General features: G+C 41.4%; 18 protein-coding genes. 5 read left to right on the plus strand and 13 right to left on the minus strand.

The window, feature by feature from the left end:
• The first annotated feature begins 5 nt into the window (after positions 1–5).
• Positions 6–683, plus strand: coding sequence for a DNA-binding response regulator PmrA (locus tag IEV36_RS05205; RefSeq protein WP_005259275.1), 678 nt, complete (start codon positions 6–8; stop codon positions 681–683).
• 4 nt (positions 684–687) lie between these two features.
• Positions 688–2,040 (plus strand): ATP-binding protein, encoded by a 1,353-nt coding sequence (locus tag IEV36_RS05210; RefSeq protein ID WP_005259273.1) that lies wholly within the window; start codon positions 688–690, stop codon positions 2,038–2,040.
• An 18-nt stretch (positions 2,041–2,058) separates the two neighbouring features.
• On the opposite strand, the gene IEV36_RS05215 is transcribed toward IEV36_RS05210, so the two are convergent.
• The 11 genes from IEV36_RS05215 to IEV36_RS05265 form a co-directional block, all read right to left on the minus strand.
• Complete coding sequence (locus IEV36_RS05215) at positions 2,059–2,874, minus strand: BUD32 family EKC/KEOPS complex subunit (RefSeq protein WP_005259272.1); 816 nt, start codon at positions 2,872–2,874, stop codon at positions 2,059–2,061.
• An 82-nt stretch (positions 2,875–2,956) separates the two neighbouring features.
• Positions 2,957–3,652, minus strand: coding sequence for a phosphatase PAP2 family protein (locus IEV36_RS05220; protein ID WP_005259270.1), 696 nt, complete (start codon positions 3,650–3,652; stop codon positions 2,957–2,959).
• A gap of 226 nt (positions 3,653–3,878) precedes the next feature.
• The gene (locus IEV36_RS05225; protein WP_171067072.1) at positions 3,879–4,604 is read right to left on the minus strand and encodes an amino acid ABC transporter ATP-binding protein; all 726 of its coding nucleotides are present in this window, start codon (positions 4,602–4,604) and stop codon (positions 3,879–3,881) included.
• 14 nt (positions 4,605–4,618) lie between these two features.
• Positions 4,619–5,302: an ABC transporter permease subunit gene (locus IEV36_RS05230; protein ID WP_005259268.1), complete on the minus strand. Its 684-nt coding sequence runs from the start codon at positions 5,300–5,302 to the stop codon at positions 4,619–4,621.
• Position 5,303: 1 nt separating this feature from the next.
• Positions 5,304–6,047: an amino acid ABC transporter permease gene (locus IEV36_RS05235; RefSeq protein ID WP_005259266.1), complete on the minus strand. Its 744-nt coding sequence runs from the start codon at positions 6,045–6,047 to the stop codon at positions 5,304–5,306.
• Positions 6,048–6,123: 76 nt separating this feature from the next.
• A complete protein-coding gene (locus IEV36_RS05240; protein WP_005259265.1) occupies positions 6,124–7,068 on the minus strand; it encodes a transporter substrate-binding domain-containing protein in 945 nt (314 codons plus the stop codon).
• A 447-nt stretch (positions 7,069–7,515) separates the two neighbouring features.
• Positions 7,516–8,703: an ammonium transporter gene (locus IEV36_RS05245; RefSeq protein WP_005259262.1), complete on the minus strand. Its 1,188-nt coding sequence runs from the start codon at positions 8,701–8,703 to the stop codon at positions 7,516–7,518.
• A gap of 356 nt (positions 8,704–9,059) precedes the next feature.
• The gene (locus IEV36_RS05250; RefSeq protein WP_005259261.1) at positions 9,060–10,469 is read right to left on the minus strand and encodes a short-chain fatty acid transporter; all 1,410 of its coding nucleotides are present in this window, start codon (positions 10,467–10,469) and stop codon (positions 9,060–9,062) included.
• Positions 10,470–10,600: 131 nt separating this feature from the next.
• The gene (locus IEV36_RS05255) at positions 10,601–11,242 is read right to left on the minus strand and encodes a CoA transferase subunit B (protein ID WP_004775243.1); all 642 of its coding nucleotides are present in this window, start codon (positions 11,240–11,242) and stop codon (positions 10,601–10,603) included.
• 2 nt (positions 11,243–11,244) lie between these two features.
• Complete coding sequence (locus IEV36_RS05260; protein WP_005259259.1) at positions 11,245–11,949, minus strand: CoA transferase subunit A; 705 nt, start codon at positions 11,947–11,949, stop codon at positions 11,245–11,247.
• 179 nt (positions 11,950–12,128) lie between these two features.
• Positions 12,129–13,013 (minus strand): LysR family transcriptional regulator, encoded by an 885-nt coding sequence (locus IEV36_RS05265; protein ID WP_004775239.1) that lies wholly within the window; start codon positions 13,011–13,013, stop codon positions 12,129–12,131.
• A gap of 499 nt (positions 13,014–13,512) precedes the next feature.
• Between IEV36_RS05265 and IEV36_RS05270 the strand changes: the two genes are divergently transcribed.
• The 3 genes from IEV36_RS05270 to IEV36_RS05280 all read left to right on the plus strand — a co-directional run bounded on the left by IEV36_RS05270 (position 13,513) and on the right by IEV36_RS05280 (position 16,943).
• Complete coding sequence (locus IEV36_RS05270) at positions 13,513–14,937, plus strand: GntP family permease (protein ID WP_005259257.1); 1,425 nt, start codon at positions 13,513–13,515, stop codon at positions 14,935–14,937.
• A gap of 72 nt (positions 14,938–15,009) precedes the next feature.
• The gene (locus IEV36_RS05275; RefSeq protein WP_005259255.1) at positions 15,010–15,795 is read left to right on the plus strand and encodes a 3-hydroxybutyrate dehydrogenase; all 786 of its coding nucleotides are present in this window, start codon (positions 15,010–15,012) and stop codon (positions 15,793–15,795) included.
• Between the two features lie 128 nt (positions 15,796–15,923).
• Complete coding sequence (locus tag IEV36_RS05280; protein ID WP_005259254.1) at positions 15,924–16,943, plus strand: coiled-coil domain-containing protein; 1,020 nt, start codon at positions 15,924–15,926, stop codon at positions 16,941–16,943.
• Between the two features lie 110 nt (positions 16,944–17,053).
• On the opposite strand, the gene IEV36_RS05285 is transcribed toward IEV36_RS05280, so the two are convergent.
• Together IEV36_RS05285 and IEV36_RS05290 are read right to left on the minus strand one after the other, a co-directional pair.
• Positions 17,054–17,977: a 5'-nucleotidase gene (locus IEV36_RS05285; protein ID WP_005259253.1), complete on the minus strand. Its 924-nt coding sequence runs from the start codon at positions 17,975–17,977 to the stop codon at positions 17,054–17,056.
• Entirely contained in the window at positions 17,974–18,939 is a 966-nt protein-coding gene (locus tag IEV36_RS05290) for a RipA family octameric membrane protein (RefSeq protein WP_005259252.1), read from the minus strand. The genes IEV36_RS05285 and IEV36_RS05290 overlap by 4 nt, the downstream gene beginning before the upstream one ends.
• Between the last annotated feature and the right edge of the window lie 61 nt (positions 18,940–19,000).

Consider the following 19,000-nt stretch of genomic DNA (forward strand, 5'->3'; position numbering starts at 1 on the left):
AAATCATGGCCAAGATCTTGATGATAGAAGATGATTTTATGATTGCAGAGTCAACATTGACCTTACTGCGATATCATCAGTTTGACGTGGAATGGGTCAATAACGGGGTCGATGGATTGGCTTTGTTAACCAAGCAATCTTTTGATCTGGTGCTTTTGGATTTAGGTCTGCCCCTTATGGATGGGATGCAAATCCTGAAACAGATTCGTCAACGCAGTTCATTACCTGTCCTGATTATTTCAGCCAGAGATCAGCTACAAAACCGCGTGGATGGTTTGAATCAGGGTGCGGATGATTACTTGATTAAACCCTATGAATTTGATGAGCTGTTAGCCCGTATCAATGCTTTATTACGCCGTGGTAGTGTTGAAACAGCGCAACTGAAAAGTCAGTCGCAACTGTTAAAAAGTGGTGAACTGATCTTGGATGTAGAACAGCATCTAGCAACCTTCAAAGGTCAGCAAATCGAGCTATCTAATCGGGAATGGGCGATTCTGATTCCGATGGTATCCCACCCAAATAAAATTTTCTCTAAAGCAAATTTAGAAGATAAGTTGTATGATTTCGACAGCGAAGTTACCAGTAATACCATTGAGGTGTATGTCCATCACTTGCGGGCCAAACTGGGTAAGGACTTCATTCGAACCATTCGTGGTTTAGGTTACCGTTTGGGGCAATCATAATACGATGCAAAAAAGCCAACATTATTCGCTAAAGAAAAGACTCATCTGGGGAACCTCCATCTTTAGCGTGGTGTTAGGTTGTTTTCTGATTTTGGCGGCTTATAAAATCTCATTGCATGAAGTTGATGAAATTTTAGATACGCAAATGCAATACATGGCTGAGCATTCTACCTCTCAGCCGTTAACCCCAGTTGCAAGTCGTGTCGAATTGCACCGTACTTATCATGAAGAAGATTTATTGATTGATATTTGGGCCTATAAAGATCAGACCCATTTATGGCATCAAACCCATTTACTGGTTCCACCTGTCAAACAGGCGGGTTTCTATACCCAGACGACGTCTCAAGGCAAGTGGCGTGTTTATGTGGTTCCTTTAAAAGATTACCAGATTCAGGTCAGCCAGCAAGAACAAGTGCGAAAGGTTTTTGCATGGGAATTGGCGGGCAGTATGTTTATTCCTTATATTCTGTTGCTCCCTGTGGCGATTATTGTACTGGCGTTTATCATCAGTCTCAGTCTGAAACCTCTGGATGAATTTAAGGAAGAACTGACTCAGCGGGATTCCGATGGCTTATCACCGATTGATGTCAAAGATTACCCACAAGAATTATTACCGACCATTGAAGAAATGAACCGTTTGTTTGAGCGTATTCAGCATGCTCAAACAGAACAGAAACAGTTCATCGCCGATGCTGCACATGAGCTCAGGACGCCTGTCACAGCATTGAATTTACAAACCCGTATCTTGATTAGCCAGCTTCCTGAACATGAATCTTTGCAGAATCTGAGTAAAGGTCTGGCACGGATTCAACATCTGGTGACCCAGCTTCTGGCTTTGGCTAAACAGGATGTGGCACTGAGTCTGATTGAACCAAATACCAATTTTCGCCTGAATGATGTGGCGTTAAATTGTGTGGAGCAACTGGTGAATCTGGCCATGCAAAAAGAAATCGATCTAGGGTTTGAACGTAATGATTTAATTGAAATGCAAAGCCTTGAATCGACGGTACATTCGATTATTTTCAACCTGATTGACAATGCGATTAAGTACACGCCAGAACAAGGTATTATCAATATTTCGGTGTATAGCGATTCTGATGATTTTGCTTATATCCAGATCGAAGACAGCGGTGCAGGGATCGATCCTGAACAATATGACAAGGTCTTGAAGCGCTTCTACCGTGTGCATCATCATTTAGAAGTGGGCAGTGGACTAGGTTTGTCTATTGTCGATAAAGCGACCCAACGCTTAGGTGGGGTACTGACCTTATCGAGAAGTATTGAGCTGGGTGGATTATCAGTATTGGTTAAATTGCCGAAAAAGCTTGCACATCATGAAGACAAAGCAAGCTTATAATATTGGACGTATAACGCTTTAGTTTGCTGCGGTTGCTGTCTCGGCCTGTTCGCGCAAATAACGTAGAAACAGGACACATTTCTGGATACGCTTACCATCATTGCCGACTTTGCTGACATTAAAGCGTAGTACCCAGTTTAAGCGTTTGCCTACTTTGCAAATGTCTTTATAGACTTGTGGTTCCGCCAGTAAGGCTTGATAAAGTTGCTGGCTGGCCTGTTCAAGCTGTTCAAATTCAAAATGATAAGCCGTTGAAAAAATAAACAATAACCAGTCGCGTACAAAGCAGTCATGCAGACTGAGTACATCTCTCGGATCGGTTTCAAAGTCAATAAAGGTAAACTGGTTCTGTTGATCAACCAGAATATTGCGCGCAAAAGCTTCGCTTAAATAACCTTGTTGATGATGAATATGACTGATGGCCTGAATGGCTTGATCAAATAAGGCATATCTCGCTTCAGGATGACCTTTAAGGCTGCCTAGCTTCTGATCCAACTGACTGACAGGACTCTGGCGTTGTGAGCCAACGTCTTCTAACAGAATACCTTTTTTTGAAACTGCCAACACATTTGGAGTGGAAATACCCAAAGCTTTGAGCTGCTGAATGCGTTTGAACTCGCATTGAATGGCCTTAGAGCCACCTTGGTTTGGAACAGGAGTAATCGCACCGAGATTAAAGATTTTGGCAAGCCATTTCAGTGGCGTGTAGAGCCATAGTCCGTGACGTTCAGAGGCCTTTTTTAACCATACTTTGCGTAAGCCTAGTTCATAAGATTGAATAGAGTCTTGTTGAGAAGCAAAAGTAGATTCTAAAAATATTTGAAAGTCAGACATACGACAGCAAAAATATCCTAATGTGGGCAAAATTCGGTACTCGCTCTATGAGCACTGTCATTCACTTTACCACATCAGATACCTATAACGGTACTGAAACGCGCTTTGCTATTTGTTGATGACGTTTATAAGTGAATGTATAACATACTAAATTAATTGCAACGCAGACCCATGCTGTCCAAAGATTATGACTGAGGAAATGTGCACCGCGCATCATTTGTGCCCAGCCCATGGCGAAACCAATGAGCATTCCAGCAAAAAGATAGAACCATGCTCTCTGTTTTTGATCAAGACGATAGACAAAGTAACCCGTTATTAGGGCAAAGCCCGTACTGGCATGTCCACCAGGGAAACAATGTCCAGCGGTTGCAGAAAAATCCCAAATGAAACCCGTTGCAGTTTCATGGGTCATATACCAAGGGCAGGCTTGGGAAGAATGCGCTTTCAGCAACCCTACAATGCAGGTGCATAGCATACTGACCCAAAACATATAACCATATTGCCAGCGTTGAGGTTTCAGTTTTTCGACTTTAAACGATGCACACCATAAAAAGAAGAAAGCGACATACACAGCCGTTAGAAGTTGTTTGACGTAAGTATGATTAAGCTTTTCGAGAAACCAATCATTCTTATAAGGGAAGGTTCCATGTAGGCTGACCCAAGGCTGAATTAAGTGTAAGTCAATTGCTCCACCTACCGGGAATACAAACAGTAAAATAAAAAAACTGATAAAAAGTAAAAAGCTCGTCAAGATGAAAAAAGGTGTTCTCAAGATCATGGAGCAGGCTGTTATGGTGGGAATATGATCTTGGTATTTAATTCCTAAAAGCTTAATTTGCTCTTAAAGATATATAAAAAAATGTTGGGATAAATGTGAGAGAGGAAAGCAGTTTAAACCTTATATACAGGTTAATGTTTTGATCTTATTGTTCAAAGGAAATAGCGCTTTTATTTCAGCATAAAGCAGCCTTAAAGGCTGCTTTATATATCGTTTGATCAATCTGTTAATGTAAAATTTTATTGAGAAACTGCTGCGCACGTTCCCCACGTGGTGTACCAAAGAATTCATCTTTGGAGCAGTCTTCAACAATTTTACCTTGATCCATAAAGATAATTCGGTTCGCCACCTGACGGGCAAAGCCCATTTCATGGGTCACACACATCATGGTCATGCCTTCTTTGGCCAATCCGACCATGACATCCAGTACTTCATTGATCATTTCAGGATCAAGGGCAGAGGTGGGTTCATCAAACAGCATGGCAATCGGGTCCATACTCAACGCACGTGCAATCGCAACCCGTTGCTGTTGCCCGCCTGAAAGCTGGGCCGGGTATTTATTGGCATGGGCACTCAGTCCAACACGATCCAGATAAGCCAGTCCTTTTTTATTGGCCTCCGCTTCTGAACGTCCTAATACCTTGATCTGGGCGATGGTCAGGTTCTCGGTAATGCTGAGATGAGGAAACAGTTCAAAATGCTGGAAAACCATACCCACACGACTACGTAGTTTGGTCATATCAGTTTTAGGCTCATGAACAGGTACGCTATCGACAAAGATCTTACCTTGTTGAAATGGCTCTAATCCATTCACGGTTTTAATCAAGGTGGACTTTCCTGAACCAGACGGACCACAAACTACGACCACTTCACCTTGACTGATCTGGGTGGTGCAATCGGTCAGTACCTGAAACTGGTCGTACCACTTACTGACATTTTGGAGGTCTATCATTACTTTATTGTCGCTCATACACGTAACCTCCTTTGTAAACGTTTAACTGCGAATGTCGCAATGGCGCTGATGGTAAAGTACACAAGTCCTGCAAATAGAATATATTGAGTGAGCAAGGACATTAAATCTCCACGAACATAGTTTGTTCTGAAAAAGTCGAGCAGACCAATGGCATAGACCATTGTGGAATCCTGAAACAGGATGATGGTCTGCTGAAGTAATAGCGGCATCATTTTCCTAAACGCCTGCGGCAGAATAATCAGACGCATCGACTGTCCATAACTCATGCCCAGTGCGGATGCGGCAGCAGCCTGACCCTTTGGAATAGACTGGATACCAGCACGCACAATTTCAGAAAAGTAAGCGGCTTCAAACAACATAAACGCGACGATACTGGAAACCAGTGCGGTATCAATGGTCAGATATTGGCCTGTTGATGCGGTATAAATAAATGGTACAGCAAAATAAAACCACATCAGAACCAGCAGCAGGGGAATGGAACGGAACAGGTTGACATAGGCCTGTGCAATCACATTCAGGACTCTGATCGAAGACAGACGCATCAAGGCGAGGAGGGTACCAATCGCAATCCCCCCGATTGTTGCCACAACCACGACCTTTAAGGTAATGCTGAAGCCATGCCACAGCGCAGGCCCTGACTGCTGTAAATCACTGAGAAAAGAAGTTAACCATTCCATGCTATTTTCCTCCTGATATTAAACCAGGAATGCGCAGACGCTTTTCCAGCAGGTTCATGGCAAAGATGAGACAGATATTGATGACAATAAAAATCACGGTGACATAGGTGTAAATTTCGATCGTATTCTGGGTGTATTCACTGATGGTTTTCATCTGTGAAATGATTTCAGCAACGCCGACCAAAGAGGCAACCGACGTATTTTTCACACAGTTGGTTAGTTCTGAACTTAAGGGCGGTAAAATGGTACGAAAAGACTGTGGCAGAATGACGTAACGGTACAGTTGCACCGTGGAAAATCCCATGGCATAACCCGCATTAATTTGCCCAGTCGGTAAAGCTTCAATACCTGTGCGTACCTGTTCACATACACGCGCTGCGGTAAAGAGTCCGAGTCCAATACTGGCCGAAATCAGTGCAGTGGTATTGGCGCCAAGATCATTCATCCACCAGTTTTTGATTGGTGCAGGGAGAAAGTTGGGAACCACATAAAACCAGATAAATAACTGAACCAGTAACGGTACATTCCGGAACAAGGTCACATAAGCTGTGCCAATGGCTCTGGCTGTTTTATTTGGAAGCGTGCGCATAATCCCGAGGACACTGCCCAGCAGCATGGCAATAGTCCATGCAACAATAGCAATCACGATCAGCCATCCCAGGCCCGTTATAATCCAGTTCAGGTAAGTGGTGTCTCCAATACCTGTCGATTGCCACAAAACTCCCCAGTTCCAGCTATAATTCATAATAACTCCTGAGAAGAAACGGGAGAACATCCTCTGTTCCCCGGTTCTGCAATAATATGCTTGTTATAGAGGGGAATTACTCATCCCGATCATGTGGATTGGCAATCAGAGCTTTGAGCTGATCAGACATCGCAAAGTCTAGGTTAATATTTTTTGGTGGAATCGGTTGCTGGAACCATTTCTTATACATGTTATTGATTTCACCAGAAGCATAAGTAGCTTTAATGGCATCATCAACAACCTGTTTAAAGCCAGTGTCACCTTTACGGAGCATACAACCATAGATTTCATGGATTGGCGCTGTGCCCACAATTTCCCACTGATTTGGGTCTTTGGCTTTAGATTTTTCACCTGCAAGCAAAATATCATCCATCATAAATGCAACAGCACGGCCATTTTGTAGCATCAGGAAGGACTCAGCGTGATCTTTGGCAGAAATGATTTCGCCAATACCGAGTTCTTGCTGATGTTGACGGATATAGCGTTCAGAGGTGGTTCCCGCCGTTGTGACCAGCTTTTTGCCTTTTAAATCTGAAAAATCTTTAACTCCAGAATTTTTTGCGGTCAGCAGTCTTGAACCAACCTCAAAGAAACCTACCGAGAAATCAACCTGTTGCTGACGTTCTTTATTGTTGGTGGTCGAACCACATTCCAGATCGACCGTACCATTCGATACCAGTGGAATACGGTTCTGGCTGGTCACAAGGTTATAGCGGATTTTCAGGTCTGGCATGTTGAGCTTTTGCTTAACGGCCTCAACTACTTTTAGTTGCAGGTCATGCGCATAACCGACTGGCTGATTTGGATTGGAAGCAATGTAAGAAAAAGGAATCGAGGAATCACGATAACCAAGTACAATCGTACCAGAGCTTTTGATCTTGTTTAATGTGCCTGAAGATGAGGCATTACCATCAGCCGCTTTTTCACCAGCAGCAGGGGCCTTATTGTCACTACAGGCACTTAATCCCAACATCAGCGCGCTTGCACAAAGTAGGGAGGTCATGGTGCGTTTATGTTTCATATACAAAACTCCTTTTGTATCGTTATGATCGCATTCGTAATTGTTGCGGTTTAACCGTTCATTGTTATGAAAAATAATGTTTTCTTTCTAAACATAAAAAATACATTATTTTTCATCTTAATAAAAGTTAATACGTTTGCTCAAGCGATATTCTTTACCGTTTTGTTAATGGTAACTGTTGATGAATTAAGCAATTTTTTAAAGGAAAAATCCGATTAAAAGTTGCAAGAAACATAAAGCATAATGTATGCCATGACTTTGACCCTTATTTTTCAGGTTGAGTGAACAGAAGCAGTGATTTGAATGAATATCTTAAGCAAGCTGGATCATTGTTAAAGTTGCGGCATGGCAAGACAAGAACGGAATAAGATCAAGCAAACTGAAATGAGATTGCTGAGTGCTCATAAAAAAAGCGGCTTGATCAGCCGCTTTGAAATAGATTAAAAATTAAAACATGGATTCTTCTGAGTTCGCTGAAATTTTATGAATTGAAAGATCTGCACCACGATATTCATCTTCCTGAGAAAGACGCAGCCCAAGTGTCGCTTTTAACAGGCCATAGACAAGGAAACCGCCAGTGAGTGCAACGATAATCCCCAAGCTGGTACCAATAATTTGTGAAATAATGGAAACGCCACCGAGACCGCCCAGCGCTTGTTGCCCAAAGATTCCCGCGGCAATGCCACCAAAGGCACCGCATACGCCGTGTAAAGGCCAGACACCCAGTACATCGTCTACTTTTAGTTTGTTTTGGGTATAGGTAAAAAGGTAAACAAATAGTGCACCAGCGGTTCCGCCAATCAATAACGCACCAATAGGGTGCACAATGTCGGAGCCTGCACAAATTGCGACGAGGCCCGCTAATGGACCATTATGCAAGAAGCCTGGGTCATTTTTACCCATAAAGTTTGCTGCAAGCGTTCCACCTACCATTGCCATGAGTGAGTTAATCGCAACCAGACCTGAAATCGCCTCAACCCGTTGAGCGCTCATCACGTTAAAGCCAAACCAGCCCACAATCAAAATCCATGAACCTAAAGCAAGGAATGGAATTGATGAAGGCGGGTGTGCGCTGACACGACCATCATTTTTATAGCGACCATGACGTGCACCCAGCAAAATCACGGCAGCCAAGGCAATCCAGCCACCCATGGCATGTACCACAACGGAACCTGCAAAATCATGGAAACTTGCACCAAATGAGTTCTCGAGCCACTTTTGCAAACCATAATTGCCATTCCAGATCATTCCTTCAAAGAAAGGATAGATCAGTGCCACCAAAAGCAAGGTTGCGATGGCTTGCGAGCGCATCTTGGCACGTTCTGCAATCCCGCCTGAGATAATCGCAGGAATCGCAGCAGCAAAGGTCAGCAAGAAGAAACAGCGCATCAGGTTATAGCCATGATCCGAGGCTAACGTGCTGCCTGCATGGAAGAAGTTTTGACCATAGGCAATCCAGTAGCCGACAAAGAAATAGGCAATTGCTGAAATAGCGAAATCGGTTAGGATTTTACTTAAGGCATTGACCTGGTTTTTATGGCGTACTGTGCCGAGTTCCAGAAACGCAAAGCCAGCATGCATTGCCAATACCAGTACTGCACCGAGCAGTAAGAAAAATAGATCTACGTTTTGCATAGTGGTGCTCAAAAAAAGTGCTAAATTCGATTCTGGCGCATATATTTGATTCATTTTTTGCACCAAAAAGGATTTAGTAAATCTAAAAATTCAGGCTGTAGTGAAACAACCCAATTTGATGAAATAGATAATGCAAAAAGTGCACCAATTTAGAAATTAATTTGTAATTTTGGTGAATAGTGGTGCAATTTGCTTAAAAATAGCACAGTTTTTTGGCGTGGATTGAAACCACCATCAGAATTTAGCTTAGCTTAGCTTTGTTTTAGAACAACGCGCGTTAGAAGGCTCATTAAGACATCCGCAGATTTCATTCTGATCAAGGTGAATGAAACCTGAGGAAGAAAAAGATAGTGTGTTTACATTACAGGTGGGGTGTAAGTTAAGGTTCTACCTAAAATCCATAATAAGAACAGAACCAGAGGTAGATGAACAATCAGTTGTGTGACGGTAAAACCAATCACATCTTTGGCCTTGAGTTTTAAAATCCCTAGCATTGGCAACATAAAGAATGGATTGATCAGGTTGGGCAAAGCTTCCGCAGCATTATAGATCTGTACCGACCAACCTAAATGTACTTGTAGATCATTGGCCGCCTGCATCACATAAGGCGCTTCAATAATCCATTTACCACCGCCTGATGGGACAAAGAAACCCAGTACCGCAGAATAAATGCCCATCACAATGGCAAAAGTTTCTTTCGAGGCAATCGAGACAAAGAACTCTGCAATGTAGTGCGATAACGATAGGTCTTCGCCGTTCAAGGCTTGCGTCATAATAAAAGCGATACTGCCGTAGAGTGGGAACTGAATCAGAATCCCTGACACAGCCGGGACAGCCTGACTGACAGCGTTCAGGAAGTTACGCGGTGTGCGGTGTAAGGCAAGTCCCAGCATTAAAAATACAAAGTTATAGGTATTGAGGCTGGAAATGGCAATGATCGGATTGGTCTTGGAAAACTCGATAAACATCCAGATCAAGCCTAATGCCACTACAATAATAGTTAATAAGGGTGAGTTCTCTAGCCAGTCGCCTGGTCGAGTCGATTTAACTTCAGTTTTTTCCTCTTCATCAAAACTCAGCTCAAAATCCTGCATGGTCTTCACATTGTCACCTTTTGGTGCAGACCAATAGGCAATCGCAATGGAGACAAGCACCAAGATCAAGGTCATCACCAAAGACTGCCACAGGAAAATGGTTTCAGTAAATGGAATCACACCTGTCAGGTTATAGATTGATTCTGGCAGACTAGCTTTATTGGCCTGTAATTGAGCGGCAGATGAACTGATTCCCAATGCCCACGTTGCACCCATGCCAATAATCGCAGCAGCAGCGGCAGCGCGATAATCCATATTGAGTTCTTTACGCTTTGCTAGCGCGATCACCAGTAAAGCGGTCAAAATGGTACTGACCGCCCAATTGACCAATGAAATGAGCAGACTTGTGGTGGCAACCAACACAATGGCACTACGTCCCGAATGGGGAATACGTGCCATCATCTGAATCAGTTTTTTCACAGGTGCAGAAACAGAAACCACATAACCGACAATGATCAACATGGTCATTTGCAAGGTAAAAGGGATTAGACTCCAGAAGCCATTCCCAAATGAACTGGCAACATCCTGTACGGGGGCACCGATACAGATCGCAGCGAATGAAACAATAATGACGCCAAGTAAGGCAAAAATATAAGAGTCAGGAAACCATTTCTCTGACCAGTTACTGATACGTAACGCGAAACGTTCCAATAGGGCAGGTTGTTTACTCATCTTAAGCATCCATCTTTGATGTTGTGTTATGAAATCCATTTGTCCTAAATGAATTTTTGCTGCCTAAAAACGGCTAAAAGTGATGCTCGGAAAAGCATCACTTCTATTAAAAATAAAAAGAGAGTGTGTGATTAGACTTTGGCTTCAATCAACAGCTCGACGCCCGTTGCATCCTGAATTTGCTGTTCAGTCACATCAGGTGCCAGTTCTACCAGTTTGATGCCTTCTGCAACAACATCCAGAACACCCAAGTCGGTAATAATACGATGCACCACTTTTTGGCCTGTTAATGGCAAGCTGCATTGTTTAACGATTTTGGCAGTCCCATCTTTGGCATTGTGTTCCATCAAGACCACCACGCGCTGTACGCCTGCGACCAGATCCATGGCACCGCCCATACCTTTGACTTTCTTGCCCGGAATCATCCAGTTGGCCAAGTCGCCCTGTTCAGAGACTTCCATTGCACCCAGAATCGCGATATTGACATGTCCACCACGAATCATGGCGAAGGATTCACTGCTTGAGAAAAATGCAGCGCCTGCACGAGCTGTAACGGTTTGTTTACCTGCATTAATTAAATCAGGATCAAGTTGCTGTTCTGTTGGAAATTCACCAATCCCAAGCAAACCGTTTTCTGATTGCAACCAGACATCGATATCCTCTGGAATGTAATTGGCAACCAGTGTGGGAAGGCCAATGCCGAGATTGACGTAGAAACCATCTTGTAATTCTTGTGCGGCACGTTGTGCCATTTGTTCACGTGTCCATGCCATGATTATGCGTCCTGTGCTTTAAGCGTTTTTTGTTCGATCCGTTTTTCTGGTGTGGCATTCAGCACCACACGATTAACATAGATCCCTGCTAAATGGATTTCATCTGGATCAAGTTCGCCGATTTCAACAATCTGTTCCACTTCGGCAATGGTGATCTTTCCTGCCATCGCACATTCAGGATTGAAGTTTTGTGCGGTTTTACGGAACACCAGATTGCCCGCTTTATCTGCCTTATAGGCTTTGACCAGTGCTACATCTGCGGTCAGTGATGGTTCAAGGATGTAAGTACGACCATTAAATTCGCGTTGTTCCTTACCTTCAGCCACTAAAGTGCCTGCACCTGTTGCGGTATAAAAGGCAGGAATACCTGCACCACCAGCACGTAATTTTTCGGCCAATGTCCCTTGTGGGGTGAGTTCAACTTCCAGTTCGCCGTTTAGATATTGGCGTTCGAATTCTTTATTTTCACCCACATAAGAAGAAATCATTTTTTTAATTTGTCGGGTCTTGAGCAATACACCTAAGCCAAAATCATCAATGCCTGCATTATTGGAAATACAGGTGAGACCTGTCACACCACTTTCTTTCAGGGCCTGAATCAAAGCCTCAGGAATACCGCATAAACCAAAACCGCCAACTGCAAAGGTCTGTTGATCTTTCACGACATCTTGTAATGCCAGTGCAGCCGTTGAATAGACTTTATTCATTTTTTCACCTGTAAATTCCCTGGTTTTTATTAGTTTTAGCATTCGGGACTTATTTACAGAAGTTTAAATTTTTAAAGGATTAATGAGGGAAACTCATTAATAAAACGAAATCGATCGATCTTGTTCAAAATCAAATGAGATACCGAGATTAAACTGTCTTCGCCAAGTTACAGAGAGGCTTAGCCAAAATCATGCTGTAAGAGGATTTCGAGAAACTCGGCTGAAATATTGGAAAGCTCGAAATCCTTTTTATAGACAATGCCGATTGCCTGAGGCAATTTTCCATCTTCAATCTCAATCAAGACATTATGTTCCTTGTCGATAAAGTTTTGAAAATGGCGCGGAATGGCACTAACCCCCATATCAAGTGCAACAAAGCTGGAGAGGGAACTGATCTGATGGCATTCGACTTTTAAATCCAAAGTCAGATGGTTTTTAAGACAGTTTTCTTCAATCAGGTGCCGCACAATCGAGGGGTGCTGTAAAGTTACAAAAGGATTGGCACACAGTTGTTTCCAACTGATTGAATCTGCACTTGCCAGTGGATGTGTTTTGGGGAGCAAGGCAAGAAAGTCTTCTTCAAATAACGGCTTAAATTCCAGTTGATCATTGCGTGGTGGTTCAAAGCAAATGCCAATTTCAAAAATACCATCCTGTACATTTTCTAGGACTTTTTCATTGGGAATATCATGAATGGAAAAGCTGATATTGGGATGTTTGGCTAAAAAGCTATGGATCACCTGCGGCAAAATCGCATGCGTGACAAAGGGCATCGAAGCAATATTGAGTGTGCCGCGATTCAGTTTAAAACGTTGTTTAACGTCCTTTTCCATATCTTCCCAATTTGCCAGTAATTTCTTGGCATAAGGAATCAGCGATTTGCCTTCCTGTGTCAGTTCAACGCGACGCGTGTTGCGTTTAAACAGTTTGCCACCCAGTTCTTCTTCCAGTGATTTGATACTCAAACTTAAAGCAGACTGGCTGAGATGCAATTCAGCAGAGGCATTTGCATAATTCAGAGTACGGGTCAAAGCCAGAAATGCCTTGAGTTGCTTTAAAGTCATGGTGGAAGACCTATGCGGAAAGTTTTTGATTTATATGGTGTAATTTATAAAAAAAACCGCACCTTGTGACTGGCATTTTTGTTAATTTGGTATTACATAGCAAGCTGTTTATTTAAAATAAGTCGTCGTCAGATTATTGCTTAATTCTCTCTAAATATCGAAAAATGAATTTTAAAATAAAGATCTAAATATACTTTTATGGGATTGATGAGTATTTTTGAATAGTTAATTTGTTTTATTAATCAATTAAATTTATTACAGTGTATTTTATTATATTATTGATTTTTAATCATAATTTAAATTATTTATTTTGTTTTAATGATGTTGTTTTTTATGATTTTAATGCTATTTTAAAATACGTTTTTAGTGCGCGTCTTTGTTGTGATTTATGTGCTGCAGTAGGCAGTATTAAAATTTTTATGGTTAGGATAACCACCACAGTATAAAAAAAATATTTGGTTGACCCTGACATATATTCTTGAAAATGGAGTAAAAGAATATGTGGGACTTATTTGTCATTCTGCTGTCTTTAGGCTTGTTGATGTACACCGCCTATCGTGGCTTTTCCGTGATTTTGATGGCGCCGTTGTGCGCGTTGTTGGCGGTTTTTCTGATTAACCCCGCCAATGTGCTGCCGTTTTATTCAGGCGTTTTTATGCCGAAAATGGTCAATTTTATCAAAGATTATTTTCTGGTGTTCTTACTGGGCGCGATCTTTGGCAAAGTGGTGGAAATGTCGGGGATTGCCGAGTCCATTGCCCGTACCATTGTGAACTGGATTGGTGCTAAAAAAGCCATTTTAACTGTAGTTTTACTCGGTGCAATTCTGACGTATAGCGGTGTTAGCCTATTTGTCGCCGTATTTGCGATTTATCCATTTGCCAATCAGTTGTTTCAACAGGCCAATATTCCAAAACGTTTAATTCCGGGCACGATTGCCTTAGGCGCATTTACATTCACCATGGATGCACTGCCGGGTACACCACAAATTCAGAACGTGATTCCAACCACATTTTTTGGCACCAATATTTATGCAGCGCCGTTTCTCGGTGTGATTGGAGCGATCTTCGTCTTGGGTATGGGGCTACTCTATCTGGAGTCACGTCGTAAAGCTGCGGCGCGTGCAGGCGAGGGTTACGCGGGATTTGCTGCTGAGGATAAAGTCACGTCAGCGACTGCCGATGTTGAGGCATCAACGCCGACGCATGGTTCAGCATTACGTCAATGTATGGCCTTTGTTCCGTTGATTCTGGTTGCAGTCATGAACCGTTATCTGTCTACGGCAATTAAAGAATGGTATCCGAATGGTTTTGATTTTAACGCAATTGGTTTAGCGAATTACAGCGTGGATGTGGCAAAAACAGGCGCAATCTGGGCAGTTGGTTTGGCTTTGATTGTCGGAATTATTGCCGCGATCTTGTTTGATTATCAGCGCGTGGTGACCAACTTTAAAGAAGGTGTAAATGCCAGTATTGGTGGGTCATTGCTGGCAGTGATGAATACCGCTTCTGAATATGGTTTCGGTGCGATCATTGCGGCATTGCCGGGCTTTGCTTTGATCAGTCATGCACTTGGTACAACCTTTACTAATCCGTTGGTGAATGGTGCGGTAACGACGACTGTGCTGGCAGGGATTACAGGTTCGGCTTCTGGCGGGATGAGTATTGCCCTGAGTGCGATGGCAGAGACCTATAACGCTGCCATTGTGGCTGCGGGCATTCCACCCGAAGTAATGCATCGTGTGGTAGCGATGGCGTCAGGTGGTATGGATACGCTTCCACATAATGGTGCCGTGATTACCTTACTCGCGGTGACAGGCCTAACCCATAAACAATCCTATAAAGATATTTTTGCAGTGACCGTGATTAAGACCTTAGCGGTATTTGTGGTGATTGCTGCATTTACATGGTTCGATATTGTCTAAGACGAATTTTAATTTGAGCTTGCCCATATTGATTGGCGAGCAATACAGATCATTAAGAACAGGAGTAGTACCGTGACTCAACAACTCGAAGCCAAAGTGGCATTTATTACCGGTTCAGCCAGTGGCATTGGTTTAGAAATTGCGAAAAAATTTGCTCAGGAGGGCGCAAAAGTAGTGATTTCTGATGTTAATGCCGAGAAATGTCAGCAAGCGGTTGAGCAGTTAAACCAGCAAGGTTTTGAAGCCTTATCTGCTCCATGTGATGTGACCGATGAGCAGGCGTATAAAGCGGCAATTGATTTGACCATGCAAAGCTTTGGTCGTCTGGATATCCTGATCAATAATGCGGGTTTTCAGCATGTTGCGGCAATTGAAGATTTCTCAACTGATATTTATCAGAAACTGGTTCAGGTGATGCTGACAGGGTCATTTATCGGGATTAAACATGCGTTTCCGATTATGAAAGCGCAAAAATATGGTCGGATTATCAATATGTCTTCGATCAATGGCTTGATTGGCTTTGCTGGTAAGGCGGGTTATAACAGTGCCAAGCATGGGGTGATTGGCTTAACCAAAGTGGCAGCTTTGGAATGTGCGCGTGACGGGATTACCGTGAATGCATTATGCCCAGGTTATGTCGATACGCCGTTGGTACGTGGGCAAATTTCGGACTTGGCAAAAACCCGAAATGTGAGTCTGGAAAGTGCTTTGGAAGATGTAATTTTAGCGATGGTGCCACAGAAGCGTTTACTCAGCGTGGAGGAAATTGCTGATTATGCGATTTTCCTTGCCAGCAGCAAAGGCGCAGGAATCACAGGGCAGGCTGTGGTGATGGATGGTGGTTATACCGCACAGTAATCCGTTAATCTGATTGAATAAGCCGCTCCATTGGGCGGCTTTATTCTTTATATAGCTGATTATATTCGAGCGCGCTACTTTCGCCGTCTGATTATTGCTACACTTTTTTATTTTTAGGCGGATGTGTGATGTCTTTTGATCTTAAAGTCAGTTTAAAACAAAGGGCTGAACCGTCTGCACAGCAGAAAAAGCTGAATCGTCTGATTGATCAAATAGAACAGCAAAAAATCAGTCTTGCTACATGGCAAAATGCCCAAGCCGAGATTCAACAACACACACGGCAAAAGCTAATGCCTGTATACAGTGAACTGCATGAAATCCTGTTTCAGCAATTAGATCAGCTTTGGAATTTGTTGCAGCAGCATGAGTTTTCCAAAGCCGATATACAGCAACTGGATGAAAAAATTGCCCAGCTTGCTCAGTTGTTAAAGCGTTCCAAAATGTTGAAGGATGAACAGTTAACGCTGGTCAAGCAGATTGATACTTTTTATCAGCAACATGCCCAGCAATCGCTTAAAAAGAATAAGAAAGTACAGTCAATAAGATTTGAACAAGATGAAAATTCTGAAAAGGGTGCAGCAATAGAACAAGATGATTTTGAGCAATATGCGGCCGAGCAGCAACAGGCACGTGAACAGGCCAAACAACTTCGACAACAGCAAAAACGTGAACAAGCTGAGCAAATGGCTGCGCAGTCGCTGAAAACGGTGTATTTAAAAATTGCTGCCATGATTCATCCCGATCGAGAGCAAGACGAAACCAAGAAAGAGGAAAAAACGGAGTTATTCCAGCAGGCGAGTCAGGCTTATGAACAGCAGGATTTGTTTTATTTACTGAAACTCCAATTACAGCTTGAACAGAATAAAGGTGTTGGGGCTAAAGAGTTATCGGCAGAGCAAGTAAAGTTTTATAAATTGGCTTTGGATGCGCAAAGTCAGCAGCTTGAAAGTCAAATTGAAGAGATTTTAGATTCTTTTCAGTTGGCGAAAAAAGTAAAGGCTGAGCATCTGCATATTAGTGATGTGTATAAAGCGATAGATGCGGATTGTGCTGAGTTAAAGCAGCAGTTGAAGTGGGAAAAAGAGCGTTTAAAGCATATGAAAAAGGTGAGTGGGGTGGAGATGTTGTTAGGGCATGGGGGGCTTTGATGTATTGAACCCTGTTTGCCAAGGACAGGGTAACGATACTTTTTGCTATCATTAATAAGAGTCAGCAGTTGTAGGCGTTTTTTGATCAGCTAGATCAAGTTTTTTGTTAGCTATTCCGAAAGGAATGTGAACAGAAGCGATGCTATATCTGCTGTTTTTTCTAAATGGGTAACTTGATCATCAAAGAAAATATGAGGATTTAATATTTCTAAAACTCTACGTTTTTCAATGCCGCCTAAGAAAAATGCTTCGTTTATTGTATCTATTCCCCATGCTCTTAAAGAGTTTATGACCCTTTTATGGGCAGGTGCATTTCTTGCTGTAACAATTGAAAGCCTTAATCTACTTTTATAATCAGAATTTTGAGACTGATATTTAATTTCTTCTTTTTGTAAAGTTGAAAGTTCTTTCAATAATTTATGTAAAGGACCAATATTTGCAGGTTGATTAGCTAAATTTTCTTCATTTTCAATAAATGCTGAAAGCCCACTTTCTTTATAGACTTGTTCTGAGGAATCATCTGCTATGACACCATCAAAGTCGAAAGCGATTCGTAATTCTTCATCGTGTTCGATATCAAAGATATTGCCTTTTAGAATTAAGCCAGCGGGGTAACCAGCGGTAATTGCTTGGTTTACATCAGTCTCATTAGCAGACAAAAATAAACTAATATTCAGAGCATCAATATATTTATGAGGCGTTCTACCTTGTAAAAAAATTGCTCTTTTTATATTTAAACCATAATGCTCGATAGAGTTCATAACCCGTAAACCAGTGTTTGGGTCATTTCTAGAAAGTAAAATAACTTCTACAAATGGCTTATCTTTAGGAAAAATACTATTTAAACTTAGAAGGCGTTGAATAAAAGGGAATGCAACGCCTAGGTCTAGAATCACATTTTCATTTTTATGCTGGTATTCTCGGTATACAAGTTCACCTTTTGTTCTAAATACTTCATCGGATTCTTCTAAGTTAAATAGGGCACTTGAAGCTAAACCGATAACGAGTTTTTGTTCCAAATCATATCCACTCATTGAATTACTCCTTTAGCTTCAATTTTTTTACCATTAATTGATAGTTCAATATTAATGGGTTGATTATCATTTAATTTTTCTAAGTCTTTGATGTGAATATTTAGTGGGTTTTCAGTATTACCAAGTGAATTAGTCGATGAGAAATATATTTCTTGCTTAGCTGATTCTTTGTGTGTTGGAAAACCTCGTAAATAATTTTCATTCAAATTTTTATCTTCTAACCATTTATTTGGGAGCCATAGCGTAGAAATAAATAATAGTCCCCACGTTATCATGAAAAAACGCCCAACGCGAATCGGAATTTTGCTTACGGAAGGTTTATTTAATATTAGTTCTCTACTATAAATTACTTTTAAAAAAGTAAAGTAATTTATAATTTTTTGATTTAAGATTGAATGCCAGAAATTATTTATTTTAGCTCTACAGCTATCATTTTTTATGTTTCTATCTAATTGTTTTATAACATCATTATTTATTTCTGATTGTTCGGTAGAGAAAAGTTGATAAAACTCTGTTAGATTATTATCTATAGCAATATTTTTTTCATCTTTTTTATAAAATGTTAAGAGATGCTGTTCTATAGTTTCTAATTTTTTCTCCCAAAATTCTTGCCAATATTTAGCTCCAGCTGCAACAGCAGTCTGAGAGTATGCAACGTAAAATCCTACCGAGCAAAGAATTAGATGGACGTATGGGACAGTATTGCTTGAATAAATTAAGCATGCAAATAATACACCCTGAAATATCATAAAAAAATTATTTCTTTGAACTAATTGTCCAATTTCTAAGTTTCTTGTTGCTATAGTAATTTCATAAACACTTTTTAACCGGCTCAGATGTTCTTCATCTTTAGATTTCTCAAATGGATTATTTTCACCCTCAATTACAATATTATTGTTAACAGTTCTATTATCATTATTATTAACATTTTTGGTAAAAAAGTCTTGGAAAAAATCTTTCATGCATTTAAATATAAAGGGCTAAATAATTAGCCCTTTATATTACATATTAATTATAAGATTA

It is taken from the genome of Acinetobacter vivianii, from assembly GCF_014635885.1.
GTDB classification, from domain to species: domain Bacteria; phylum Pseudomonadota; class Gammaproteobacteria; order Pseudomonadales; family Moraxellaceae; genus Acinetobacter; species Acinetobacter vivianii.